Source organism: Polycladomyces zharkentensis, from assembly GCF_016938855.1.
Lineage (GTDB): Bacteria > Bacillota > Bacilli > Thermoactinomycetales > JIR-001 > Polycladomyces > Polycladomyces zharkentensis.
In genome coordinates this window covers 192,272-215,821 of the sequence record NZ_JAFHAP010000006.1, presented here as the reverse complement: position 1 = coordinate 215,821, position 23,550 = coordinate 192,272, and the positions used below count along the sequence as shown (strand labels likewise).

The window sequence follows — 23,550 nt, the reverse complement described above, 5'->3', positions numbered from 1 at the left end:
ATGGGGAAACCGCTAATCGCTTGACTCACCAATTTTTTCATTTCTCCACCTCGATCGTCGCCTGGTCGATCCGATTGATGCGCGGCATCTTTGCCAATTCCTCCATCAGTCGAAACAAAGCTTCATCTTTTCGTTTAGCCTCAATCATGATATCCAAGCGTTCTCCGTACCCAGCGGCCAAACGCAAAAAAGGCACCAAATCGCCCGGATGGACATAATCTGCATGGCTTTTGGGGTCCGATTCGCTGCGGGGGCTGGAAACATGAATCTTGGGAGGAAACCTTTCTTTTGCCCATGTTTGGGCAATTTGTGGCCATAATTCTTCCAAGGTTTCCTTGCCGTGATTTAACCAATGATGATGCAAATCCAAAACGCACGGCACCCCCACCGTCTGTGCGATCTCCAACGTCTCACGGGCCGTGAACGTGGTATCATCGTTTTCCAGACAAATATGGGCTTGGATGCGCGAGTCCAACTTCCGAAATGTGGTAATGAACCGTTCGGCTGAAACGTCTTTGTCCCCGTACGCGCCGCCAACATGAATATTACATTTGTACGCCTCATCCAGCCCCATCGCGCGCAACATACGGATCTGGCGGATCAGGTCTCTCACGGAGGAACGGATCACTTCCGGGCGCGGTGAATTGAGGACCGTGAAATGCTCGGGGTGAAAGCCTACCCGCATGCCGTTTTCCCGAACGATTTGGCCGATTTCCCGCAACTGGGGCACAAGCACACGCACGAAGTCTACCTTTTGAAAAGCCGGATGGGCGGCCAGGGGGATTAAGCGGGAAGAAAAACGATAAAGTCGAATGTCGTGGGCAAGCGCATGATACAAAATTCTCTTCGTGTTATTTAGGTTTTCTTTGGCCAGGCGAATCACTTTTTTGGCAGCCAACCCGCGATTACCGATTTGTTTTAATGTTTTTTCCGTCATGTTTTTGGAGGGCGACGCGTTTTTTACCCGCATGCTCATCGCCACAAACCCAAAGCGCACGATCATTTGCCTCACCCTTTTAAAGGGTGCCCAAAAATGGATGACGACATGTTGGGCAAGCATATTGAAACAAGGCCAACACCGGACAAACGGTTTTAGGAGTTATCCTTAGGCGTTCCGCTCCTACGGCAAAAAGAGAGCCGGAGAAAATGAGAAGAACAATCCTCCAGCCCAAACTTATCCAAGTATCGCCGAACCAAGTAGTGGATGCCTGGCGTGTCATCCGTGTGTGCCCGTCTCCGACAAAAACCGATCCTTCCCCACGCACTTCAAACTACTCTTCACCGCTTTGTGATTCATAAATGCAATTCGATGTTCACCACCTTTTCCTGCTCTGACCGTTTCTGTTTTCCGGTACCGATCTCCATCTTCTATATCCAAGTGTCGGCCACCTCGGATACGTAAGTAACGCTCGGGTAAGGGAAAGCCTAAAGGACGTCGGGGATGTCCTTTGCGATTTTCTATGTTTAAGAACCCTCTTTTGGGCGGACACTAGAGTTGAATTTCAATTGCTCGAAGGAGTGTTTACCTATGGACACAGTAACGCTGGCACGGGCGTTTTTTGGTACGTCGCTGGCTTTCCATATCATTTTTGCCACGTTGGCGATCGGTTTGTCTGCTATGGTTTTTTTGAGCGAATTGATCCATTATTGGAAGAAAGACCGTGATTTTGGTATTTTGGCCAAGCGTTGGACCAAAAGCGTGGCCATCCTGTTGGGAGTAGCTATTCCCAGCGGCACCATCGTCGGAGTGCAACTGTCCTTATTGTGGCCTGGGTTTATGCGCATTGTCGGCCAAGTGATTGCCGTTCCCTTTCAAGTCGAAATTTTTGCCTTCTTCTTGGAAGCGTTGGCTTTATCGATTTATGTTTATGGCGCTGACCGGTTGCGTCCGCCTTATCGGGTGATTGCAGCGTTTTTGGTGACATTGGGAGCGACCGCGTCAGCCGTTTTGATCACCTCCGTCAATACTTGGATGAATACACCGGCCGGCTTTAAAGTCAAGCCCAACGGGACGATTTATGATGTGGATCCGTGGAAAGCCTTTTTTAACCCCAGCTTTTATGAGACTGCATACCATGTTGTGGTCAGCGCGTTGATGACCGGCGCTTTTGTGATTGCTTCCGTTGCAGCTTACCGCTTGCTGAAAACCAGCCAGGCCGAACGTTTGATCCACACCAAAGCGTTGATGCTGTCTTTGGTAGTGGCGGTGGCGATGTCATTCCTCACCGCCTTGTCGGGCCATGAATCGGCGCAAGGGTTGCATGAGTACACCCCGGAGAAATTGGCGGCGGCGGAAGGCTTGTTTAAAACGCAGCGTTATGCACCGCTGGCGATTGGTGGTTATGTAGATTACCGAAAAAAGGAAATCATCGGTGGGATTGAAGTTCCTTATCTGCTTAGCTTTTTGGCGGGCAATCGCTTCGACACCGTGGTGAAGGGTTTGGAGGAATTTCCGCGCTGGACGTGGCCACCAGCCTATACCCATACCCTGTTCAACGTCATGGTCGGTATTGGCTTTCTATTGTTGGGTTTGGCGGGCTTGGCCTTGTTGGTTTGGTGGTTGCGCAAACGGAATGGTCAACCGTGGTGGCCGAAATGGCTGCTGTACCTTCTGTTGCCGACAGGCCCCTTGTCCATCTTAGGGATTGAATTCGGCTGGATTTTCAGTTGTAGCGGACGCCAACCTTGGACGATTTACCATATCCAAACTACGGCGGAGGCGGCGACGAAAGCGGAACATTTGGGGGCGCTATTTGTCGCGTTTGCCCTTGTTTACCTTTTCCTTGGCACGCTCGTTTGCTTGGTGCTCACCCATTATTTCAAACGCCACCCGATTGCCTTGGATCTTAAGTCAAACGAAACGTTAGGAGAGGATACCCATGGTGCAGCCCATTGAACCATCCATTGCCATCCTGACGGTCTGGGTTGTGCTCTATATTTACAGCTTGGCCGGATCTATTGATTTTGGCGCCAGCTTTTGGGCGATGGTTCATGCGAACCAGCATACGCAGGCGGGCAAAATCGCCAACCGTTTTCTGTCGCCGACTTGGGAAGTGACCAATACCATCCTTGTGCTCCTGGTAGTGATGACCGTCGGATTTTTCCCGAAGGCTGCTTATATGTTGGGTACGGTGCTGATTGTGCCGGTCAGCATCATTATGCTCTTAATTTCAATCCGCAGCGCCTTTATGGTGTTTGCCTTTTCAGTCGAGCGGTACAGAAAGGCGTTGCAAGTGGTGTCGGGACTGACCGCTCTGTTTATCCCCGCACTTTTGATCAGTGCGTTGCCCGTCACCCAGGGGGGATTTGTGCAAATGATCCATGGGCAGGAAGAATTGTTATTCGGCAAATGGTTGACCAGCCCGTCTGTCTATTTGTACATTTTGTTCGGTTTGTCGTCGGAGCTCTTTTTGTCTTCGCTTTTCTTGGCCGATTATGCCAGGGAGTCGGGCGATGATAGCGCGTATGAGGTGTACCGCCGATATGCGATTACGTTTGGTCCGATCACGTTGTTGGTAGCGGTTTTTACGCTTTATACACTGGAACCGGAAGCAGATTGGCTGTTGGACCGGTTGTTGCGGTACAATACTTGGTATGTGTGGTCGATCATCGCTTTTCTCATCGGTTACGTGGCCTTGTGGTGGAAAACGAAGGACAAAAAGATTGGGCGGCCGCGGGTGGCGGTGGTGTTTGTGGCCATCCAGTACGCATTGGCTACTTTTGCCTATGGCGCGTCACACCTGCCGTATATCGTTTATCCGTATCTGACCGTCAATCAAGCGTTCACGCAGATCAACACCTTTTACTCCTTGTTGAAAGTGTTCACAATCGGGTTGGCGATTTTATTGCCAGGCTTTGTGTTATTTTGGCGCCTGTTCATGAAGGACAAGCGATATCTGGAAGGAAAGAACTCATGACCATTGGCATGCGGTCCAGTGTGGAAAACAAATAGTAATGGTGTTTCATCATATATTAGGATAGTACATCATCGGCTGACGCCACGTCATAGGATGATAACACTCATAATCACTGATTTGTAGCCACTGTAAATAGAACCAAGTCAAATGATTATCTTAAAGCACCCTTATAGGTGCTTTTTTATTGGAGGATAAAATGAATGATAAACAGGTCTCTGACAGTAAGGGACCAGTTTATTTACTTTACCACACAAGAAATTTATCTTCGCAAAAAGGACTATGACCGAGCCCAGGGCCTCACAACCTGGACGGGTTTCTTTTTTTTACTTTATATCCAGCTTTTTTTGGTATCCTCCTCTTTCTAAAAGAACACCCTTTGTTCTATGGTAATATCCTTGTATTGATCTTCCACGTACTCTTCAGTTTCATAGTTACCAGCGTATTTGTCGGGTTGCCGGTGACCCGACAAACAGCCGAAATTCATAAGGCAATTCATCAAGTGGATCATTGGGATTCCAGATGCTCGTTTCAGGGGCGTCTATGGAGAGCATTCGGACTTTGATGGTGGCAAAATTTATTTTGGGGAGAAAGCGGAACGAAGCGACCATATAAAAACACGGAAGATGTTTTGGGGCCATTGAAAGGGATCATCTACAAGTTGCAGCGAGAATGATCTAAAAACGAGTATGGAAATAATATGGTCACTAACCTCACCAATTTCTTATCCCAACAAAAGCCAGTATAAAAAACAGGAACCATCAAAACCTATAACCGTCGATCCCATTCTTATACCCATTAGAGTATCAGGATTTAACATTCAACTAAGGAGGATGATCATGGGGATTTTAAGTGGTGATCAACAGAAGGAGCCCATGCACTACGGTGAAGTCTTCAGTGTATGGAGTTTTGCACAAGCTGCACAAGGTTTTTTTGCGGGATACCAAACCTACTTAAACCATGCTGGTGATCAAGATCTCCGGACCTTTCTGCAAGATACCATTCGAAACGTCATCCAACCGGAAATCGAACAAACCACCCAACTGTTGAAGGAAAACGGGGTGTCCCTCCCTCCGGCTCCACCTGAACGACCAAAGGCAAATTTGGAGGACATCCCTCCTGGAGCCCGGTTCAATGATCCTGAAATCGCCGCCGCCCTGTCCATGGACTACGCCGCAGGATTGGTTGCTTGCAGTCAAGCCATGGGGCAATGCACCCGGGAAGACATCGCAGCCATGTTTGGTGCTTTTCACATGAAGAAAGCCCAGTATGCTGGCCAACTCTTAAAGATGAACAAAGATAAAGGGTGGCTCGTTTTGCCCCCACTCCAAGTGAAGCAAACAGAACCAGTCTGACAAAAAGACCCGGTAACATCTTTACCGGGTCTTTCTTTGACCACTTTAAGGAGGGAAATTATATATCACATGCTTATTTTGTCAGATCGAACAAAAAATAAACCTCAAATCACACTCAAAACAGCACAAATTCACTGTATGAAAAACATTAAGGGTGGGAATCTAAAGGCAAACATAACCGAAAGGAAGGTATCACCATGCAAAAGTTCTTTGCATTGTTTGTGACCACCGTAATGCTGACCGCATTCGCTTTTCAGGTTCCTCATGTTTCGGCGGAAATGGCTGGTCAAGTTGTTCAAGTGAATGACAACAATAACCGGGGTATGATGAACAACATCCAGCGGACTGCCACAGGTACCCAAGATAACGATTTTGACTGGGGATGGATTGGATTAGCCGGTCTGTTAGGACTCTTGGGCCTGCGCGGTCGCGATCGCGATAACCGAGGGCGATAAATAATAAAACTTGCCCATTCTGTTTCCCCAGAACACACAAAAAGCTACCCGCTAAGGGTAGCTCTTTTTTATCATTGAACAATAAATTTCACCCGAGTACCGTCCGGGTAATCCTCAAGTTGGTTGCTCACCCATGCGCCTGCTCCACGGTTATCACTCGGGCTGATGTAACGAACATCTGCTCCTGCACCGCCTTCAAGGCACATAGCCATTGGCCACTCATCACGATCATATCCACTGATTGGCGGATAAGGAGCAAGCGATTCCTCCCGTCTTTCATCCGCTCCATCCCGTTCGATCGTACAAACATCCGGTTGGCCAGCCTGCAATGGCATCGCGAATATGATCACCGGTTTCTGGATATCGATCTAGCGGGAAATAAAGTACAACGTCGTAGCTGCTATAAGCATTAGTGCTATGAGAAGGTAAAACTGTAATAGACGACACTACCAGCGCCACAGCAATCACAAGAGAGCGAAGGAGTTTCATTTGTAATCCCCTTATTATTGGCAATATTCTAATTAAAATATATCACGTTCAAGGATGAATATGAGGAATAACTACTATCATTTATCAAAACATTTACTCTATATCAATAAATGTTTCCCAAGGCAAGGGGACATATCACACATCCTCCTGTGCCTCTTCCAGCCTCAGCAAACCCGCCCAGTGCCTCACAACCTGGGCGGGTTTGTATCAACAGATAAATTATCTCCCGGAATTTTTGTCGTAGAACGGCCAGTGATGCTGGTAAAAAACCATATTAGGATCGGCCGTTTGTATCACCGCTACTCTCATACGGCATTGGGATGTATTGTACACTAGGCCTCCTCTGCGAAGGTTGTGGATACAATTCCATTAATGTGTATACCTCCCGAGGAAGGCCAACTTGAATTGGGAGGTCGAACCCTTTGAGTTTCTCTATAGTGATTGGATAATCATGTGTCCAGAGTCCAGAGGACAAAACATGGGCTAATTCCTGCGCTTTAGCCAAATCCATCTTGTCCTTAAGGAGCTCCGTCAAAAAGGTTTCTACTTGTTTGAGCGCTTTTCGTGCGATATCAACCAATACCAAGGTATTATCTTTCACTTTTTCAATGGGTTTCTGTGCCACCACTTCGATAAGTGACGCAGCCGGGTACTGTCCGATCTGTGGATCAATAGGCCCCAAGACCGCATTTTCATCGATAACGATTTCATCGGCCGCGAGTGCTATCATGGTTCCACCAGACATCGCATAGTGTGGAACGAATACCGTGACTTTGGCCGGATGGTGGTTTAGTGCACGTGCGATTTGTTCCGATGCCAAAACAAGCCCGCCCGGTGTATGTAAGATGAGATCAATTGGCATTGAGTCGGGAGTTAAACGAATGGCACGAAGAAGTTGTTCAGAGTCCTCCACCGAGATATAATTCCTGAGCGGAATCCCGAGAAATCTAATTGTCTCTTGACGATGAATCAACGTGATCACTCGTGTTCCCCGTTGACGCTCCATTTGCCGGATTACCCGTATGCGTTGAGAATTGATCCAATATTGTTGCCATACAGGAAAGAGTGTCCATATCAAGAGGATAACCCAGAACCACCACATACTCGACACCTCATGAATTTGAATGAAACAGGGACTAACCTGTCAGCGTCAGTTCTTTGACCTATATTTTGGATATTTTATTGTCCTTGGATTTTTTATCCTGGACTCCGCTTAACAGCCCTTTTGGATATTTTTCCCAAACAAAGTACCCTTAATTCAAATACCCAAGGGGATTGGCCATGGCGTATTTCCGAAGATCTAAAGGGTAAGATAAATCTTGCTTATACACTTTTAAGTAGGTGGAAGCACTTTGAAACCGATCATTACTCTCGTCTTGAGCCTGTTTCTTCATTCAAGCGTTTTTAGTTCAATACAACCCGGGGACGACCTCTGGATTCACATCGACCTATGGAAAAGAAAGCTTTACCTTATGGATGGGAATCAAATTCTCGATACCTTTCCTGTTGGTGTCGGAAAAGAACAATCCCCCACTCCCATCGGAAACTGGAAAGTGGTCGAAAAGTCTAGAGATTGGGGGGGAGGTTTTGGTCCCCGATGGTTGGGACTAAATGTTCCATGGGGTAAGTACGGAATCCACGGCACAAACCGGCCTCATTCCATCGGTCGTCACACAAGCCACGGTTGTATTCGCCTGCTGAATCCGGATATCAAGGCGCTGTTTCCAAAAGTTCCTCTGGGAACCCGGGTATACATTGAGGGTCCGATTCTGGGTCTGGGAGAAGGGCTTCCGAAAACACTGGTTCGTGGGGACCGAGGATCATTGGTCCTCTTGGTTCAAAACCGCCTACGAGCGGCGGGATACTATCACGGGCCAATGGATGGATTGTTTGGAGCTGGCTTGGAAGAAGCGGTAAAGAGGTATCAAAGAGATCACCGTCTTAAGGTAACTGCTCAAATTAAGTTGGTTGAATACATGCAATTGGGATTATGGGAATAAACACGCCGAAAAGCCCCATTTTCTTATACGGGGTACGGCAACGATTCACAAATAAATAGCTATTTTGGCGTTTCCGCCGATGGCGAGCCAACAACATTTCTGCTACGATTATGTCTTCGTTAATTTGACCTCCGACTGTGAATAATTAGAGTTCTCAAATGAGATGATTTTATACATAAAAAAACCACTCAGTCGAGTCGGTGAACTGAGTGGATTAAAGATGGTCTGTTTGACCACTTTAAGGAGGGAAATAAAACGTCAATATGCTTATTATGTAAGATTCAACAAAAAATAAACCTCAGATCACATTTAAAACAGCCATACAAAATTATCTGTATGAAAAAACATTAAGGGTGGGAATCTAAAAGCAAACATAACCGAAAGGAAGGTATCACCATGCAAAAGTTCTTTGCATTGTTTGTGACCACCGTAATGCTGACCGCATTCGCTTTTCAGGTTCCTCATGTTTCGGCGGAAATGGCTAGTCAAGTTGTTCAAGTGAATGACAACAATAACCGGGGTATGATGAACAACATCCAGCGGACTGCCACAGGTACCCAGGATAACGATCGTGACTGGGGATGGATTGGATTAGCCGGTCTGTTAGGACTCTTGGGCCTGCGCGGTCGCGATCGATAACCGTGGGCGATAAATACAAAGTTATCGTGGCCAAAAGGTTAGGTTAAAACTAAGATGAGGAGTGAGTAAAATGCCATATCGTCGAATTGACACGGCTGCCCAACAAGCACAGCAAGCCTTACAACAAATCAGACAAATTGCCCAACAGTTAGAACAAAATGAACTTCAAAATGCTCGTCAGTTTCAACAAGGGAGCACCGTAAATAACTTTGATCAACGCGAGCAAAATGCCGCCCAACAATTGAACCAGATTCAGCAAATTGTTCAACAACTTCAATCATCTCTTGGTGCTAGCCAAGCCGTTCAGGGTTATGGTTTAACTGGGAGCGCTCCCCAAAATTTTGGAACTGAATTTGCAAGTGAAACTAACGTTCAAGAAGTTCGTCGACAAAATCAACAATCCGCTAACAATAAGCAGCAATAACGATCATAAGAGCACTTTTCTCTGTAAAGGTGCTCTTTATTTGTTTTTTATCAGGAGGCCCGCGAACAATGCGGAGTAGTATGGATTGAATACCAATGCACCAAATGCTCCCGAATCATTGCTGTTCACCATATCCTCGTATCCCTTTTTTTCTAACTCTTGTTGCAACCAGGGTTTAGTCTTTTCCGATCTAGCTCAGATTACAGGTCTGATTATTGCAACGTCAGCCATGGTAATCCCTCCTCAGTAAGGGCACTAGAAGTTTTTTGATACATATTTTCGGAAAACCGGGGAAGATTAGCTGTAAATCTATACAGGAAAGCAGGTGAACAGGTATTACCATCAAATTATCTCCATATCTATACCATCGGCTGGTTCGTCCCAAATGGTCTACTAAAAAATATATTCATAATTTAATTTTAGACCACTTTCCTGTTCAAGGAAGGCATATTCTTGATTTTGGTTCAGGTACAGGAGCTAATTGCCCGATCTTTTCTTCTGAATGTTACATAGGCCTAGATCCTGACCATCGACGTATTGCTTTTGCAAAACAGCTTTATCCTGAGTACACTTTTGATGTTTTTCAAAATAATCATTTCCCTATTGAAGATAAAAGCATGGATTATATCTTGATCGTCGCTGTTTTACATCATATTGCTTCAGAAGAGATCCATCTCTATATGGAGGAGTTTACACGAATTTTAAAACCAACTGGAACTATTATCGTGATTGAGCCCTGCTTATTTTCCGATAAACCACTCTCCAACCGTTTTATGACCTGGTTTGATCGTGGAGAGTATATACGTAACGAAGAAGACTATCTCCATCTGTTTCAACATCATCACTATGGTTGCCAGGTTTTGAAACGGTTTCGGAAATGTCTTTTTTACCACGAATTATTTTTTTGTGCACAACCAAATCGTAAAAGAAACATCCACTAACCAAGTGGATGTTAAGATCTCATTTTCGTTAGATCGTCCGTTTGTATTACCGCGGTTCATACGGCATTGGAATGTATTATACACTAGGCCGCCTCTACGAAGTTGTGGATACAATTCCATTAATGTGTATACCTCCCGAGGAAGACCAACTGAACCGGGAGGTCAAACCCTTTGAGTTTCTCGGGCGGCGGGGAAATCGTTGTTAGGACTAAAAAAGGGCGTGAAAATGGGGCGTTTCTTACCTGGGCGGTTGAACCAATTTTGAGTGAGGGGGGCATGGAATGATGGAAATGTTGGTGCTTCCTGTGGTGATGGGTCTGCTGATTCTCTGGGCACTGTTTGCTCCAGTTCCCGGATGGCTGTTAGAGGATGAAGAGGAGGCGGAATAAGTGGGATCATGCGTCGTAAATTTACACTCAAAATGGAAACGAGATGACGACGAATTTCCTCTTGTCAGGTTTAACGCTAAGCGTTATTAGACGAGTTATGCTCCGTGTAGGAATCTTGAAACTTGAAATACGTCTCAATTGCACGAGGCCCGATATCTGAGAATACAAAACAAACTTTATGTGCTGCTTTAATAAAATACTATGGTTTAACATCATTTTTCTCCCCTTTCTTAGATGAGATGTAAAAACCTGGGCAGTAAAACACCGCCCAAGTTTTTATTAGACTCAGTCTGTCTTGGTCAAATCCTATTCTAAATCATTGGACCTCTTCCACCAATCCCCTTTCTGTTACCTCCTGGTAATCTCCACTTTATCTTGGTACTTGTCCAACGCCTTCGCCAACGCCGCCAACAATTTATCTTTATAGGCGGAATCAATAACCGGTTTGCCGTCTACAATGACACGATGCATCGGTTTCGTTTGCGGTTGAACTGGTTGGGGTGTCGCTTTCTTTTTCAGGCCAAACGCGGAGGCCACGCCTGCCGCGATCGATTGGGCCAACCCATCAAGGAAATTCCCGTCACGCAACAATTTTTCTTCATTCGGGTTGTCGATGAACAAGCATTCCAGCAACACCGCAGGCATTTTGGTGTCACGCAACACACCGATCCGACCACGGGCCGATTGGCTGTCAACCTTGGCCGCGGTTCCGTGTGCACCAATGCCGTAGCCTTTCAGGTACGCAAGGATGTGTTCATTCAACACAGCCTGCATTTTTTTGGAGAAGGCAGAACAGTTGCCAGCCACAAAGGACTCGAAACCTTTGCCGCCTCCAGAGTTGCAATGCAAAGACACAAAAGCATCCGCTCCGCTTGCGTTCGCGTAGGCGATCCGCTTCCGCAAGCCTTCAGGCGGTGCAGGATAATTTTTGCTGTTGTTGCGGTCGCGGGTAAACGTGACCGCAACCCCGTCATATTTCCCGAGAGCCGCGCTCACTTTCTCGGCCAAAGTCAAGGCCACATCCGCTTCACGCAAACCAGATTTCGACACCGCCCCGCTATCAGGGCCTCCATGACCAGGATCAAGGCAAATCAAAACTTTGCTCATTTACGAACGCTCTCCTTTCCACGTAATATCTCCACTGCCTGCTGAATCCTCGGCGGGATGGGCAGACCCAACCTCCCAGCATTTTCGATGATGGAGAGGGCTTCATTAGCAACGTAGAACGTAACTGTCCCATCCCGGAAAATATGGCCATCACCCAACATGACATCCACCTGATGGGCCACGGCTACGATCGCAAAAATTCCCACCTTCATGGCGATTCCCTGAAACCCGATCCGGCTCGCCAATATCCCCTCTTTAAAAGCTGCAGCGAATCCAGTCAGGTAATCGAGGGCGACAAATAAAAGTAGTGTTTGCAATGCCGATGACCACCCTCCCCATAAAAAAGAGGCGGCAGCGCCGCCCATGGCAACAAACAATTTAAACGTCGTCTCCATGTTGTATCACCCACTCCCTGATTGTGTTTGTTGTTCATTAATACATGTTTGAACATCCTGGCGAAGTGTACCGACATTAGGCACATCATCGATCGTCTTCAATCCCGCCAGTATGAGTCGGGCATAAGACGGAGCCAACGGGTGCATCAGATCACCCCCTTTGCGAGAAGTGTCTCAAACAGATAAACCAATGTCTCATCTTGGTCGATCTGCTGTCTGTATGGCAGCGCTTGTTTCACAACCTCATGACGAATGTCCTGCGCCTGTAGCTCGGGGGTGACCGTGTCCCCTTCGGCAATTGCAACGGAGTCAGGCAGAAACAAAAAAAGCGCCATACCGGAAAACATGACGCCATTTCCTGCACTGTCCTTAAATCGGACTATATTCTTTTCTTCGTCATATTCGGGTTCGGTGATGTTTTCGAACACCTCTACGACGGTACCGTCCCTCGTACAACTGACGTACTTCATGGCAACCTCCTCCATCAGACATAGGTGATCTCTATCTTTGCGCTGTCGTCAAACACGGCGTAGTAAGCATCGCTGTCATTGGACGTGTACAGACCGATCCCCTTCGCGGTACCGTTCGAGAAGTAGGAAAACCAGCTTGAAGGCAAGTCGATCCATTTCGCTTCGCCGACGGAAAACGTGACGTTGTATGTCGGCGATAGTACAGACGGTTGTCCCGCTGGCTTAGACATGTAGCTGTGCATCCGAAGCGTGACGGTTACTTTGTCGTTCCCGCCTCTTAGCCGCTTCAGATATACACGAATCCGTTTAATTGTCTTGCCTGTAACGGTACTAGACAGCCCAGACGAAAACAGCCAGATGCCGGTGTGCAAACCATAGCCTTGCCAGTCGCCCTGGCGGACTGTTCCATCTCCCCGCCACGAGTTGTAAACGGTGCGCCACGAGTCACCGCTTGTAGAATCCCATGTATAAACAGACGGTGCTGTTGGCGTCGAGCCCCCTGTTCCCGAACCGCTCTGACCCTGTCCGACAGATGAGGGGTTCACCATCCCACCGTTAACAGCACGGATTGGATTTCCCGCACCATCTGGGATCAGGGTGCTCCAGCCAATATATCCCGCATAGTCCGCCATCACCCCGTAAGTCGCGCCACTTCCGACGCAGGATTTGAGCATAGTCGTAGCACCGTACCCAGAGTAAACACAAGCACTGTTCGCATTGTAGAACTCACAATTGGCGTAATAGGCGAAACTGTTGTCGTAAGTGGTGACGACGCCCGTACAGTTACTGTTGCCGTATACCTTAAGGTAGCTTCCGTAGAAATAATCACTTTCAAATATCTGAATCACGCCGATGTTTTCGCTGGCCTTTGCGTTGATCCGCCCATATAGATACGAAGTGTATTCCGTACCACCGTATAGTTCCACCCGCATCTTGACGGATTTGCATATAAAACTTCCCGTCATCGTGTATCCATTCATCACGATGACGATCTTGCCGCTGCCGATGAACCCTGACAGAATAATGTCCTCGTAGATGTCGGATTGCAGGTAGATTTTCACTGTGCCGTCAAATACACGTGGTAGTCGATTAATGACGGCATACACGGAAGCCAACGGTGCGCTGCTACTCCCATCATTGTCGTCGCTTCCCGTATTTGCGTTCACATAATAAGTAATAGTAGTTCCTGCCGGAATCCCAGTGGTCACGACGTTCGGAGCCTGGACGCTTTCAGCCACAACCGTGCCAAACGTCACCTGGGTATCGTCGATGATGGCAATCGTTTCGCCGTTGGAATCATAGGCTACAACCTTTCCGTATCGGCTACCGATATCCCCAAGACGCAGTTCCTGGCCATAAGCTCCTTTGACGCCGGGACCACCAACCGAAATGTCATAGAAGTGATACCAGTAACCCGACGTTGAGCTCGAACCCACGACCTTAAAGGAACCGGAATCATACGGGAATGAAACTCCGCTCGTAGTCCGGTAAGTGTTGCCAGAGAAATCACCATACAACTGATAGGTACCCACTTCCTGACGTAACAGGAAATCGAGCTTCAAACGGTTTTCGCCGGCAACAAGGTTTGTGAACTGACGCTTCTCAATAGCATTTCCGCTACCATCACGCAGTTCCACCGTTCCTGACTGTCCCGCCGTGTCGCAAAAAACGCTGACATAACCCAAATGGACATTCTCTGTCACCTGAATGGTCAGGGAATGGTTGAAGTTCGCGTAGTCACCATTGGCCAGCGGTTTCGGTGTGTTGGCAATGACATGTGCCCCCGTTCCCGCCGCTCTCTTGGCCGTATCCAATGTATCTCTGAGTTGCTTTTGAATCTCTTTGATCGTATCATTCGGGGTGATTTGGATCGGCTGATAGTCCCCCAATGTGACTTGGTTCTTACTCGGATCGGTAAGAGACTCTTTCACCTCAACAATCCGAGCCTCCAGCACCATCTCAGGCTCAAAGGTGGTATCCTTCACCAGAATCGTGTCATACAACCGGATATCGTCGTCGGGGAGCAACGCGATATCCACTTCATAAGTGAGTTGTGGCCGGGTCCGCCGCATTAATTCCGCTAACGTATTGTTGAACAGCTCTACCGCGTTGGTCGCTTTGTCGTCCTTGTAGATGCCGAAGATGTGCTTTCCGTTCTTCGACCACCGCTGAAGTGCATCCTGATCACCGACCCATTTGGCCCCTGCCGGTTTCTCATACGGATAAGAAAGTGTCGGGTTGTAGGTGTCAAAGGTGAGCAGGTTACCGGCGGAATCTTTGGACCCGATCCCATAGAGTGCCGTGACCAGTTGGGTATAATCTTCCTTCCGCTTGGCTCCCTTGAGATTCAACCCATAAACAAACGGCTTGTCCAATTGCCGACCACGTTGGAGTCTGGCATGAACAAGCCGGTTGGTCACCTTCAAACCGTTAAACTGCACAACAAACTCGATTTCCGCTCCGAATTTGTCCATTACCTGGTGAAGTGCATCCAGTGAGGTGGCCACATCATCGAAAACGATATCCTGGGTCCCGGCGAGCTCCACCTCACCCGCCTGCCAGTTGGTGCCTTGGAGCAAATATGAAATGGCCTGTGGAAGCGTGTAGCTGGACAACTTGGTCGGCAGGATGATGTTGCTGATCAGGTCTCCGACGGCGGCATTTTCGCACGTAATCCGCTTAATATATCGCTCTTCGGAATGATCTTCTTCCGTGTTCACGATCCGAAAGAGATTGTAGGCACCCGGTCTGAATGGATAGACAATCAGATTGCCAACGACCAAATTATGCGCTGCAGGATGATCACCCGGAACGGAAAACTCATACGTAAGATAGGCATATTGGATTCGTTCCGTTCGGACATCATCGAAAAACGGACATGCATTCGGGAGAGAAGGGTTCAAGACCCCGATGGCTTTTTCAAACCGGTCCAGTATATAGAGATTGGGGATCTTGGCCATTATAACCACCTCTCCCGATACTTCAGATACGAATTGGTGATGATGTCGGACGGATAGACAGAAAGCGCGTTGGTTCCTTTCATCAAACGGATGAAATTGCTTCCCGGATCCATTGCATAGTAATATTCCTCTTGGTTTCCGTTACTGGTCTTGATGATTTGCCCCGAAGAACAGTCGATGTCCAGGATATCTCCTGCCTCAAATACATAAGGTACTTCGGTAGATGCCGGTGTCTTCTCATTCCACACCTGGATCTGCTCAATATAGTTGGTGGATATCGCTTGCCGTGTCCCATACACCCCAAAATGGACCTGTATGGCGGCCAGTTTTTGGTTGTAGAGATTGTCCTTGTCGATGAAGCTGTATGAAAAAGTCTTATACAGCTTTCCGTTGTTGTCCCGCCGCGAGGCACTGAACTCCCATCGGTTCCCGATCCGAGTCAATCGAATAGGCCCGTTGAACTGCTTCCAGCTTCCTACCGACCCGGTAAAATTGACAAAGACCCGTCCGGTCGACAAGTTCCCGGCACGGGCCTCCAAATACGGGTTGTCCAGACTAACGCTGCTGTCCCGGATCGCCATTTTACCGATCACCGCGTTGTTGATGTCCAACAGGTAAACTTCCAACCTTCCCACTTGGTAGGCATAACCGGCCTTAAACCCTGCCTCCACCTGAACAGTGAAGTCCTGGATCTGCTGTCCGAGGGATTTCACCCCCGCCGGGCCGTGCCAGGTGGAGCCGCTTCCGTAATCGCTGGCGCGGATTTTGGTTCCGTCTGACGACAAAGTACCAGCCACCGTCCCGCCGTCTACCCCAACACCAGCCGTATACCCCGCAACACTGGAACAATCATCGTCCAGAACCTTCGTCCTCTTGGTTACGGCCGTCTGGGTGTCCACGTTGGCGGCTTGGCCAAAGTAAATATAATCGTCGGCGGAGAAGATTCCAAACTCGGTAGTGTTCCCGGTAAATTCAAAGTGGAGCTGTGGGTACGCATCCAAATCTCCGTTGTTGACTACTTGAAGCGGGTTGGTGTCACCCGGAACAAAATTGGCCGTTTTTTCGGTTACTCCATAGGCGATGGGATCCGGACAAACAAAGGTGACTGTTCCAAATCCCACACGGAGAATCTTATCTATATTCGTCTCTCCTGATGCTTTGGCCATGTAGTACTTATCCGGCTCATCAGGCAAAATGAGCTGCATCGGATCATCATAAAACAACCAACTCATCAGCGCCCTTTTCTTCGCGGGGATATCAAGAATAGAATCGGCGGTAATAGTCAGGGGAACCGTGATGGTCCTTTCCCCGAGATTCTGGCCAAAATAATAGCTCCCCGCCCGCCCGGGTATGTTAGTTGTCACTAACGAAATTGGTGGATGGGGAGGGTTCTTGATTTTCCCCACTTTGACGAAAGAAGGGATCTCCACGTTGTTCAGCATCAATTTAGCCAAATTGGATCACCCTTTCGCCCGGTTAAGCAGGATATCCTGTTTATTAACCGCTTTTGCAATTAACGGAGTTAGCCCGTCGGCGAGTTTCTGCATGCTCGATTGATCGTTGAAAAACACGGGCTGGTCAAATCGCAATGAAACATAGACAGGAACCGTTACGTTGGAACTCGCGGTTTGAATCGTGTTCCCACTTGCATTGGAAATGGGGGATTGTTTCACAGACGGCATGGCTGTCTCAGCGATCAGTTTACTAAGCTGCTGGACTTGATACAGACGGGATTTCATCCCCCGCTCAAAACCCTCAGTTGTGAATTTCCCCAACTTAATCATCTCTTTGGACGGTGACGCTATCCCCAATGTGTTTTTAATGCTGTTCCATGCCGCTCTGGCAATCGACGCTGCGGCAGAGATAACACCAAATTTTCCGCCCAGGATCCCCGAGGCAAAACTGCTGGACACATTTCCTCCCAGTCCATATGCGTCAACCTGCAGGTTACCCTTGGCGGTATTTGCTACAGATGCGGCATTTCCCGCTGCTTTTCCCTTATTACTTAAAATCCCGCTGGCGAATTGACTGCCCGCCTTATTACCACCGCCTCCATCCGTTGTCTTTCCTAATAGAGATTGAACCCCCAATCTAAGGGCAATGGCCGCCGCCTGGACATTGGGTTGGCTGGCTTTCAGACCCTTGGCATGGGAGTCGCCTGCTGCTTTCCCTTCCGGATGGAGGTTTGCTTTCGCATTGGTTTTGAGCAACTTCTCGATCCCTTTAGCGAACGTCTGAATATCAACCTTACCGTCCTGTAACCCTTTCAACATCGTTTGAACGGTATATTGTCCCTGAGGCCCGAGATTGACCTTCACTTTGCTTTTGATGTCCAGACCGAGCAGGCTGGCCACTTTGTTTACATCAACGATTCCCGCCTGCATCCCTGCCCGAAGTGTCGCGATGTTTTGCTTTCCTTCAGGAGACAGGTCCACCTTCATCCCTTGCTTTAAGTGGTTATTGAAGTATGCGGCCACCTGGTTAAAGCCATAGGTGCCATTTGCCAGACCTTTGACAAACGATTCGGCAGTGACTTTTCCATCGGGTCCAAGATCGATCTTCATCTTCGACTTCAAGTCGAGGCCTAGTTTCTGCGCGATGATCTCAGGGCTTTGGAAACGCAGCCCTTTCGTGAAGGATTCCATGGCCACAATGCCCATATCGCCATACAGTTTGATTAACCGCTCGCGCCCTTTTTGCGCTGCCGCCGTCGCTTTATCGGCGGATTGGCTCACACTGTTGACAAATTCCTCGTTGTTCTTTTTCCCTTCCGCGTTCAGCTGGGCATCGGATTTCATCAATCCGGCCTTGGCTGTCACATATCCCATGTAACTATCCAGCATTTCTCCGGTTGCGAGTTGGTATTGCTGCGCTTCCTCCGACATACTCTTTCGCAATTCCTGGATTGCTTGGGCGCGTTTTTGTTGTGCAGCTGCGATCTTTTCCTGTTCCATTTGGTTGATAATCGCGATTTGTTGATTATACTGTTCCCGTGTAATGTTTCCATTGGCCAGTTGTTCCTCCCAAATAGCCTTCAGCTCTTTGGATGTCTGTTTTGCCGCATTGACAGCATGCTGGTATGTTTTCTCGATCGTGGACATCCACTGCTTGACACCTTCAACCGAGATTTTCCCCCGCTCTGATTCAAACTTCTTCATATAGCTGTTCAGATCGCCGATTTTCTTGACAAAGGTTTGTGACCCTTTGTCCAGGGCCTGAAATGCTTGCTGGTATTCGGCTGCAAACTTCTTCGGCATTTTGGCGAGATTCCCACCATACTCCAGCAATCCTTTTCGGACGATCTGATTGGCCTGTTGGATTTTCTTGATCTGGGCGTCAATTTTCTTGATGGCATCATCCGCCACTTTTTGAACCGCAGGCTTCAGTGCGTTGGGCACCTGGGACAGCATGGTGGCCGTGGCCTTCTGGACATTGATTTTGTCCCTGTTCAGCTCGGCGACGATTTTATCCCCCATTTGGGCAAATATCGTCACCGTTTCCTGAACGATTTTCTTTGCCTCGGTACCGGAAGCGATTCGCAACCGTGCAAGGTTGACCATCGCTTTATCCCGCAAATCCACATAGCCCTTGGCCGCCTGGATCGTCCCTTGCGAGACACCAACACCGAACCGTCTGGCATCCGTTTCCGCTTGTTTCATGTCTGCGGATAGTTTGTGAGACAATGCCGCCAGCCCGCCGATGGCCACGCCCGCCCCGACAATTGCTGCTGTGAAGGGGTTCGCAATGGCAATAATCCCCGCAATGGCGGCACCAAGTGCCAGGACACCAGAAGTAACACCCGCAAAAATCCCGATGGCTTCCTTAGTGGTCGGACTCAATTGAGAGAACCAATCCACCACACTCTGAACTCCGTTGGCAAGGCTACGTAAAACCGGCAAAAACATGGTTCCCATTTCGATCTGGGCTGTTTCAAAAGCGCCACGCAGTTGCTCCATCGTCCCTTTGAGGTTGTCCATCCGCTGGCGGGCCACTTCCGCCGCCGTGGTTTTGGACATCTCCTGGGCCATTTGTCGGACGCCTTCCGCTCCTTCCTTAAAGGCGATATTGGCCGCCCGGATCGCATCGGTCCCGAACATCGTTTTTAGTGCTTGGTTCCGCTGTTCTTCGGATAAGTTCCTCAATTTATCCCGGAGAACCCCAGCAATCTCTGCAAAGGATTTCACCTTGCCATGGGCGTCAAAGAACTGGTTTTTCCCGTCCTCGGTGATGATGCCGAGCTTTTTCATTTCCTCGGCGGCTTGCTTTGATGACGGGGTGAGGTTCAGCAACATTGTTTTGAGTGACGTGCCCGCATCAGAACCTTTTAAGCCGTTTTGCGCAAACACCGCCAATGCAGTGGCCGTATCACGGAAGGACAGGCCAGCGCCTGAAGCAACCGCTGCAGAGGCGGCCAGACCGTAGCGCAGTTCCTGAACATCTGTTGCCGATGCATTTGCCGCACCTGCCAGGATGTTAGCCGCTTGTGCAACAGACAGATGATCCGCCTTAAAGGCATTCAGTGCAGTGGAGGCGATTTCCGCCGCTTCAGCCAGATTCAACTCGCCAGCCGACGCCAAATCGAGGGCTCCCTTCAAACCACCATTTAAAATGTCGCTGATGGAAACACCCGCCTTCGCCAGTTCCTCGATGGCTTGGAGGGCTTCCAACGCACTAAACTTGGTATTGGCCCCCATTTGGATCGCCAGTTGGCGAAACTGCTCCATTTCTGTATTGGAAGCCCCTGTCACCGCTTTTACACTGGATAGTTGGGCCTCGAAGTCCGCCGCTTTCTTGACCGCGCTCCCCAATGCAACCGCCAATCCGCCCGACATTGCACCGAGGGCAATCCCCGTCTCAATCGCCTGTTCCCGGATGTGGAACATATTTTGACCAAAGCGGCCAAACAACGAGCGTTGCTGGTCCATTTGGGTATTTACACGCCTGAGTGCCCCTTCCATATTGGCCAATTCAGCCTGAGCTCGATTCAATCGAACCGCCATTTTCTCCGTTTCAGTGGCATTAGCACCGAGTTTTTGGTTATATGCCTCATGAATTTGAGAAAGCAGAGAGACTTTTTGTTTTTGAAGATCGATCTGTTTGGCCAGCAAATTAGCATGGAGCCTCAATTGGTCCTGCGATTGCCCAAATGCCCGCATTTTTGCTGAGCTGGTGTCCATTTCACTTTTGACCAGCCTCAATTGACGGTTGATTTGTGAAATCCCTTGCTCAAATCCCTTGGTTTCCAGTTTGACCTGACCCCTGATCTCGCCGAGCGATTCTGCCATGCTGCTCCACCCCCTTCCCTAAAAGAGGATCTGGTCAATGTAGACCTTTTCCTCTTTTTGTTGCTTCTTCGCGACATGGGCATACAGCCGTATATAAAAGACCATATCCATTTGGTCAATCTCATGGAGCTTCCAGCCTTGTTGCATGAGATTCAGATACAATTCATTCACTACTTCCGCCGGTTCGGCTTCAGATGTTTCTTTTTTTTGATATCTCCATCATCATCCAGCTCTTTTAGTGGCTCCATTACCTGATTAATGATGCCATGAACAATCGCCCAGGACTGGTCGATGATCTCCCGAGCATCGGTTCCACGCTCATATTCTTCAGGTGTGAACTGCCCCCCAAAAACCTCTGAAACGAAATGGTATAACTCGTTTAACAGCTCCTCCTGCTCCTGGGTCATATCCTGTTCATTTTCCTGATCCAGTAGCTTTTTCAGGAACTTGTTTCGCTTATCGTCCAAATCAAGTGCCCGACGGAACAGATAACCGGAAATAAAGTCCTGACAGTAAGTTTTGGTTTCGCCATGCAATCGAAGCTGGATTTTCAGCATCATACAACCCTCCATAAATAAAAGTGGAAGGGCCGGTCATCCGGCCCTCAACCTAAACCCATTCCCCTCCGCAATTCATCGGCCATCGCTTTCAGTACCCGTTCGCGGGATTCCACGATACTTGGACCGACAAACGGATGCGGAGACATCTTCGATGTTCCAAACTCCAAAAATCGAGCATAGAAAGATGTTTTCCCCGGCCCCACCTCAATCGCTTTACCATACTCTTTCCTTTTTACGTTGCTCATCTGGATATTGTCCTTCAGGTGAACCCGTTTCTTGTAGGAGGGTCCAGGTGCATTCCGGGCCATGGTCTCCTGCAGCTCCTTCGCCCCAGCTCTGAGCGCCTGATTTTCCCGGCGGGATACCTTCTGGCCCAGACGCTGAATGTTAAGAAGCATTTCTTCGACCCCGGACCAGTCGATATCTGTCATCCCGCCACCCCCTGTTTTGTTACCGAAAATGTATTAGGCTGTGGGTGGTTCTACGGCGCTGAACCAGTTCTGACCGATATTGGGGACATAGTCGGGATGATCTTCATCAGCAATTTTCTGCCATGCATTATCCCAATCCCGGCGAATGAAGGTTCCCTTGATTGTCGCCGTTTGAAACTCCGGTTTATCTTCCATCGTCTTGTATTCCGATTCAGGCACTTCAAATTTTCCTTTGAGAAGCCAGACATAGCGGAATTTCCCGTTCGACTTGACCGATTTGAAGCCAATCGCCACATAGGGAGCAATATCCGTGGATTTCTTAATAATGACGCCCTGGCTTACGGTGTGCCCCAACAACTCTGCTTGGACGTCCAATGGCAGATCGCTTACCTCCAGTTCCACCTCAATCTCACCGAGGGACGAGGCGGTTTCCACGGGGCCGTCATCTGCATAAAGCGTTTCCGAGTTGGTTTTGGGCGAAATCTTGGCATTGATCGCCGCCGCTATCTTTTTCGGCGTTTGGTACGTAACTCCAGTGGAATCGTCTTTCGTCAACACAGCATAATAAAGGTCCCGCAAACCCACTTGCACTGCCATTTCAACCAACCTCCTTAATGGTCGAATATCTCATCGCCTTATGGAAAACTTGAGTGTCATCTTCATAAAAGTCATGGGACGAATTACGTTGAAACCCGATGCTCTTCATGGTTTTGTCCACTTCCAGCGCGATTGGGGATGTACTTTCCTTGCTCCAGATATCGATCTGAATGTGGATTTCGCTGCTGATCGCAGTATCATCAGCAAAATCTTGATCGAAATTCGTCAACTCGAAAAAAGTAATGCGCGGGAACTCTTCAGGATCGGGAGCTTTGATCTGGTAAATCCGTTTCCCACCGAGTAAAGCAACAAGCGCCGGATTGTTCTCCAGCGCTTGTAACACTTCCGGTTTGACGTTGATCATCCCGCCGTCACCTCCCGGCACATCAGGTGCATTTCCCGATGCCGTTCATCGATATCGATAACGGAGGTGATGTTAAAGATACGTCCCGAGTAAATAACCCGCATATCCGGTTTCACTCCATCCCTGTACCGCATCCGGATCCTGACGATGTTCTCCGCATTGACCACTGCAGCTTCAAAGTATTCCCGCCCGCGAAGTGGCTCCACTGCTGCCCAAACAGTGGCTACATCGATCCAGGTTTCAGTCACTAAGCCTTCACTGTCTTTAATCACGTTCTTTTTTTGAAGCGTTACCCTGTGCCGCAGATCGTTTATTCTCATGGCCTTTTCCTTTTCCCTTTCCTTTATGGGGTTCAGCGACTTCGTCCCCCAAAAAACCTCCTTTTCTCAATTCCTCTACGCGGTCGGCGTCATTCGTCTCATAAACCCCACCGACTGGGTGATATTTGCCTGTGTTTTTGTCGATAAAGTCAGCAGTTACGCGATACTTCCGCACGAGTATCACCCCTTTTTAATCTTTCAACTGCAAAATGATGCTCTCTAGCGCGAAGTTGAATTTGTCCATCTTCGCACTAGGGTCGCGATTTTCATAATGCAGCGCGACATAAAGCATCACTGCCAGCTTGTACAGTTTGCTGTCGGATTCCGGAACACCCGCGTTTGCCAGATACTCCTTTGCGCTATCTATGAGGAGAGCGAGGATGCCATCATCCTGGCTCCCATCGATCCGAAGATAGGTTTTCAGCTCATCAAGTGTCAGATCCATGTTTCACGCC

24 protein-coding genes and 1 pseudogene are annotated in these 23,550 nt (G+C 48.6%); 8 read left to right on the top strand and 17 right to left on the bottom strand.

The features are described from left to right. Positions 1 to 37 precede the first annotated feature (37 nt). Positions 38 to 1,003 (bottom strand): UV DNA damage repair endonuclease UvsE, encoded by a 966-nt coding sequence (gene uvsE, locus JQC72_RS06515; protein WP_205493922.1) that lies wholly within the window; start codon positions 1,001 to 1,003, stop codon positions 38 to 40. Between the two features lie 525 nt (positions 1,004 to 1,528). On the opposite strand from uvsE, the gene JQC72_RS06510 reads away from it, so the two are divergent. From JQC72_RS06510 to JQC72_RS06495, 4 genes are all read left to right on the top strand, one after another. Further along, positions 1,529 to 2,896: a cytochrome ubiquinol oxidase subunit I gene (locus tag JQC72_RS06510; RefSeq protein WP_205493920.1), complete on the top strand. Its 1,368-nt coding sequence runs from the start codon at positions 1,529 to 1,531 to the stop codon at positions 2,894 to 2,896. Further along, positions 2,880 to 3,917, top strand: a complete 1,038-nt coding sequence (locus tag JQC72_RS06505; RefSeq protein ID WP_205493918.1) for a cytochrome d ubiquinol oxidase subunit II — start codon at positions 2,880 to 2,882, stop codon at positions 3,915 to 3,917. Before JQC72_RS06510 ends, JQC72_RS06505 begins: the two co-directional genes overlap by 17 nt. Positions 3,918 to 4,753: 836 nt before the next feature. Then, a complete protein-coding gene (locus JQC72_RS06500) occupies positions 4,754 to 5,269 on the top strand; it encodes a DUF3231 family protein (protein ID WP_205493982.1) in 516 nt (171 codons plus the stop codon). A 197-nt stretch (positions 5,270 to 5,466) separates the two neighbouring features. Continuing rightward, entirely contained in the window at positions 5,467 to 5,724 is a 258-nt protein-coding gene (locus tag JQC72_RS06495) for a WGxxGxxG family protein (RefSeq protein ID WP_302104560.1), read from the top strand. Positions 5,725 to 5,795: 71 nt separating this feature from the next. Here the strand turns inward: JQC72_RS06495 and JQC72_RS06490 are convergent. Together JQC72_RS06490 and JQC72_RS06485 are read right to left on the bottom strand one after the other, a co-directional pair. Next, a pseudogene (locus tag JQC72_RS06490) lies at positions 5,796 to 6,213 on the bottom strand (hypothetical protein). Positions 6,214 to 6,487: 274 nt separating this feature from the next. Continuing rightward, on the bottom strand, positions 6,488 to 7,315 hold the full coding sequence (locus JQC72_RS06485) for an SDH family Clp fold serine proteinase (RefSeq protein ID WP_302104559.1): 828 nt from the start codon (positions 7,313 to 7,315) through the stop codon (positions 6,488 to 6,490). 250 nt (positions 7,316 to 7,565) lie between these two features. Here JQC72_RS06485 and JQC72_RS06480 point away from each other — a divergent pair, with 250 nt between their 5' ends. From JQC72_RS06480 to JQC72_RS16830, 4 genes are all read left to right on the top strand, one after another. After that, positions 7,566 to 8,213, top strand: a complete 648-nt coding sequence (locus tag JQC72_RS06480) for a L,D-transpeptidase family protein (RefSeq protein WP_205493911.1) — start codon at positions 7,566 to 7,568, stop codon at positions 8,211 to 8,213. A 396-nt stretch (positions 8,214 to 8,609) separates the two neighbouring features. Continuing rightward, on the top strand, positions 8,610 to 8,852 hold the full coding sequence (locus JQC72_RS06475; RefSeq protein ID WP_302104558.1) for a WGxxGxxG family protein: 243 nt from the start codon (positions 8,610 to 8,612) through the stop codon (positions 8,850 to 8,852). A 70-nt stretch (positions 8,853 to 8,922) separates the two neighbouring features. After that, complete coding sequence (locus JQC72_RS16480) at positions 8,923 to 9,276, top strand: gamma-type small acid-soluble spore protein (RefSeq protein ID WP_302104557.1); 354 nt, start codon at positions 8,923 to 8,925, stop codon at positions 9,274 to 9,276. A 335-nt stretch (positions 9,277 to 9,611) separates the two neighbouring features. Next, positions 9,612 to 10,217, top strand: a complete 606-nt coding sequence (locus JQC72_RS16830) for a class I SAM-dependent methyltransferase (protein WP_205493974.1) — start codon at positions 9,612 to 9,614, stop codon at positions 10,215 to 10,217. Between the two features lie 737 nt (positions 10,218 to 10,954). Here the strand turns inward: JQC72_RS16830 and JQC72_RS06460 are convergent. The 14 genes from JQC72_RS06460 to JQC72_RS06400 all read right to left on the bottom strand — a co-directional run bounded on the left by JQC72_RS06460 (position 10,955) and on the right by JQC72_RS06400 (position 23,540). Further along, positions 10,955 to 11,713 carry an N-acetylmuramoyl-L-alanine amidase gene (locus JQC72_RS06460; protein WP_205493902.1) on the bottom strand — a complete coding sequence of 253 codons (759 nt, stop codon included), beginning with the start codon at positions 11,711 to 11,713 and terminating at the stop codon, positions 10,955 to 10,957. After that, positions 11,710 to 12,108 (bottom strand): phage holin family protein, encoded by a 399-nt coding sequence (locus JQC72_RS06455; RefSeq protein ID WP_205493896.1) that lies wholly within the window; start codon positions 12,106 to 12,108, stop codon positions 11,710 to 11,712. Before JQC72_RS06455 ends, JQC72_RS06460 begins: the two co-directional genes overlap by 4 nt. A 6-nt stretch (positions 12,109 to 12,114) precedes the next feature. Beyond that, positions 12,115 to 12,255 (bottom strand): CD1375 family protein, encoded by a 141-nt coding sequence (locus JQC72_RS16825; RefSeq protein WP_419179843.1) that lies wholly within the window; start codon positions 12,253 to 12,255, stop codon positions 12,115 to 12,117. Continuing rightward, positions 12,255 to 12,578: a hypothetical protein gene (locus tag JQC72_RS06450; RefSeq protein WP_205493895.1), complete on the bottom strand. Its 324-nt coding sequence runs from the start codon at positions 12,576 to 12,578 to the stop codon at positions 12,255 to 12,257. The genes JQC72_RS16825 and JQC72_RS06450 overlap by 1 nt, the downstream gene beginning before the upstream one ends. A gap of 14 nt (positions 12,579 to 12,592) precedes the next feature. Further along, positions 12,593 to 15,538: a phage tail spike protein gene (locus JQC72_RS06445; RefSeq protein ID WP_205493894.1), complete on the bottom strand. Its 2,946-nt coding sequence runs from the start codon at positions 15,536 to 15,538 to the stop codon at positions 12,593 to 12,595. Next, positions 15,538 to 16,980 carry a distal tail protein Dit gene (locus tag JQC72_RS06440; protein WP_302104578.1) on the bottom strand — a complete coding sequence of 481 codons (1,443 nt, stop codon included), beginning with the start codon at positions 16,978 to 16,980 and terminating at the stop codon, positions 15,538 to 15,540. The genes JQC72_RS06445 and JQC72_RS06440 overlap by 1 nt, the downstream gene beginning before the upstream one ends. A gap of 18 nt (positions 16,981 to 16,998) precedes the next feature. Then, the gene (locus JQC72_RS06435; RefSeq protein WP_205493892.1) at positions 16,999 to 20,823 is read right to left on the bottom strand and encodes a phage tail tape measure protein; all 3,825 of its coding nucleotides are present in this window, start codon (positions 20,821 to 20,823) and stop codon (positions 16,999 to 17,001) included. Between the two features lie 170 nt (positions 20,824 to 20,993). After that, on the bottom strand, positions 20,994 to 21,383 hold the full coding sequence (gpG, locus tag JQC72_RS06430) for a phage tail assembly chaperone G (RefSeq protein ID WP_205493882.1): 390 nt from the start codon (positions 21,381 to 21,383) through the stop codon (positions 20,994 to 20,996). 44 nt (positions 21,384 to 21,427) lie between these two features. Continuing rightward, the gene (locus JQC72_RS06425; protein ID WP_205493880.1) at positions 21,428 to 21,814 is read right to left on the bottom strand and encodes an HK97-gp10 family putative phage morphogenesis protein; all 387 of its coding nucleotides are present in this window, start codon (positions 21,812 to 21,814) and stop codon (positions 21,428 to 21,430) included. A gap of 33 nt (positions 21,815 to 21,847) precedes the next feature. Continuing rightward, the gene (locus JQC72_RS06420) at positions 21,848 to 22,411 is read right to left on the bottom strand and encodes a major tail protein (protein WP_205493878.1); all 564 of its coding nucleotides are present in this window, start codon (positions 22,409 to 22,411) and stop codon (positions 21,848 to 21,850) included. A 1-nt stretch (position 22,412) separates the two neighbouring features. After that, on the bottom strand, positions 22,413 to 22,775 hold the full coding sequence (locus tag JQC72_RS06415) for a DUF3168 domain-containing protein (protein WP_205493876.1): 363 nt from the start codon (positions 22,773 to 22,775) through the stop codon (positions 22,413 to 22,415). Beyond that, positions 22,772 to 23,095: a phage head closure protein gene (locus tag JQC72_RS06410; RefSeq protein ID WP_205493874.1), complete on the bottom strand. Its 324-nt coding sequence runs from the start codon at positions 23,093 to 23,095 to the stop codon at positions 22,772 to 22,774. The genes JQC72_RS06415 and JQC72_RS06410 overlap by 4 nt, the downstream gene beginning before the upstream one ends. Next, a complete protein-coding gene (locus tag JQC72_RS06405) occupies positions 23,040 to 23,270 on the bottom strand; it encodes a hypothetical protein (RefSeq protein WP_205493872.1) in 231 nt (76 codons plus the stop codon). Before JQC72_RS06405 ends, JQC72_RS06410 begins: the two co-directional genes overlap by 56 nt. Positions 23,271 to 23,285: 15 nt before the next feature. Next, on the bottom strand, positions 23,286 to 23,540 hold the full coding sequence (locus JQC72_RS06400) for a head-tail connector protein (RefSeq protein ID WP_205493870.1): 255 nt from the start codon (positions 23,538 to 23,540) through the stop codon (positions 23,286 to 23,288). Between the last annotated feature and the right edge of the window lie 10 nt (positions 23,541 to 23,550).

What these genes read in the sequence shown, in the direction of transcription:
- uvsE (WP_205493922.1), bottom strand. Translation starts at nt 1,003, where the DNA reads ATGATCGTGCGCTTTGGGTTTGTGGCGATGAGCATGCGGGTAAAAAAC.
- JQC72_RS06510 (WP_205493920.1), top strand. Translation starts at nt 1,529, where the DNA reads ATGGACACAGTAACGCTGGCACGGGCGTTTTTTGGTACGTCGCTGGCT.
- JQC72_RS06505 (WP_205493918.1), top strand. Translation starts at nt 2,880, where the DNA reads ATGGTGCAGCCCATTGAACCATCCATTGCCATCCTGACGGTCTGGGTT.
- JQC72_RS06500 (WP_205493982.1), top strand. Translation starts at nt 4,754, where the DNA reads ATGGGGATTTTAAGTGGTGATCAACAGAAGGAGCCCATGCACTACGGT.
- JQC72_RS06495 (WP_302104560.1), top strand. Translation starts at nt 5,467, where the DNA reads ATGCAAAAGTTCTTTGCATTGTTTGTGACCACCGTAATGCTGACCGCA.
- JQC72_RS06485 (WP_302104559.1), bottom strand. Translation starts at nt 7,315, where the DNA reads ATGTGGTGGTTCTGGGTTATCCTCTTGATATGGACACTCTTTCCTGTA.
- JQC72_RS06475 (WP_302104558.1), top strand. Translation starts at nt 8,610, where the DNA reads ATGCAAAAGTTCTTTGCATTGTTTGTGACCACCGTAATGCTGACCGCA.
- JQC72_RS16480 (WP_302104557.1), top strand. Translation starts at nt 8,923, where the DNA reads ATGCCATATCGTCGAATTGACACGGCTGCCCAACAAGCACAGCAAGCC.
- JQC72_RS06460 (WP_205493902.1), bottom strand. Translation starts at nt 11,713, where the DNA reads ATGAGCAAAGTTTTGATTTGCCTTGATCCTGGTCATGGAGGCCCTGAT.
- JQC72_RS06455 (WP_205493896.1), bottom strand. Translation starts at nt 12,108, where the DNA reads ATGGAGACGACGTTTAAATTGTTTGTTGCCATGGGCGGCGCTGCCGCC.
- JQC72_RS16825 (WP_419179843.1), bottom strand. Translation starts at nt 12,255, where the DNA reads ATGCACCCGTTGGCTCCGTCTTATGCCCGACTCATACTGGCGGGATTG.
- JQC72_RS06450 (WP_205493895.1), bottom strand. Translation starts at nt 12,578, where the DNA reads ATGAAGTACGTCAGTTGTACGAGGGACGGTACCGTCGTAGAGGTGTTC.
- JQC72_RS06445 (WP_205493894.1), bottom strand. Translation starts at nt 15,538, where the DNA reads ATGGCCAAGATCCCCAATCTCTATATACTGGACCGGTTTGAAAAAGCC.
- JQC72_RS06440 (WP_302104578.1), bottom strand. Translation starts at nt 16,980, where the DNA reads ATGCTGAACAACGTGGAGATCCCTTCTTTCGTCAAAGTGGGGAAAATC.
- JQC72_RS06435 (WP_205493892.1), bottom strand. Translation starts at nt 20,823, where the DNA reads ATGGCAGAATCGCTCGGCGAGATCAGGGGTCAGGTCAAACTGGAAACC.
- gpG (WP_205493882.1), bottom strand. Translation starts at nt 21,383, where the DNA reads ATGATGCTGAAAATCCAGCTTCGATTGCATGGCGAAACCAAAACTTAC.
- JQC72_RS06425 (WP_205493880.1), bottom strand. Translation starts at nt 21,814, where the DNA reads ATGACAGATATCGACTGGTCCGGGGTCGAAGAAATGCTTCTTAACATT.
- JQC72_RS06420 (WP_205493878.1), bottom strand. Translation starts at nt 22,411, where the DNA reads ATGGCAGTGCAAGTGGGTTTGCGGGACCTTTATTATGCTGTGTTGACG.
- JQC72_RS06415 (WP_205493876.1), bottom strand. Translation starts at nt 22,775, where the DNA reads ATGATCAACGTCAAACCGGAAGTGTTACAAGCGCTGGAGAACAATCCG.
- JQC72_RS06410 (WP_205493874.1), bottom strand. Translation starts at nt 23,095, where the DNA reads ATGAGAATAAACGATCTGCGGCACAGGGTAACGCTTCAAAAAAAGAAC.
- JQC72_RS06400 (WP_205493870.1), bottom strand. Translation starts at nt 23,540, where the DNA reads ATGGATCTGACACTTGATGAGCTGAAAACCTATCTTCGGATCGATGGG.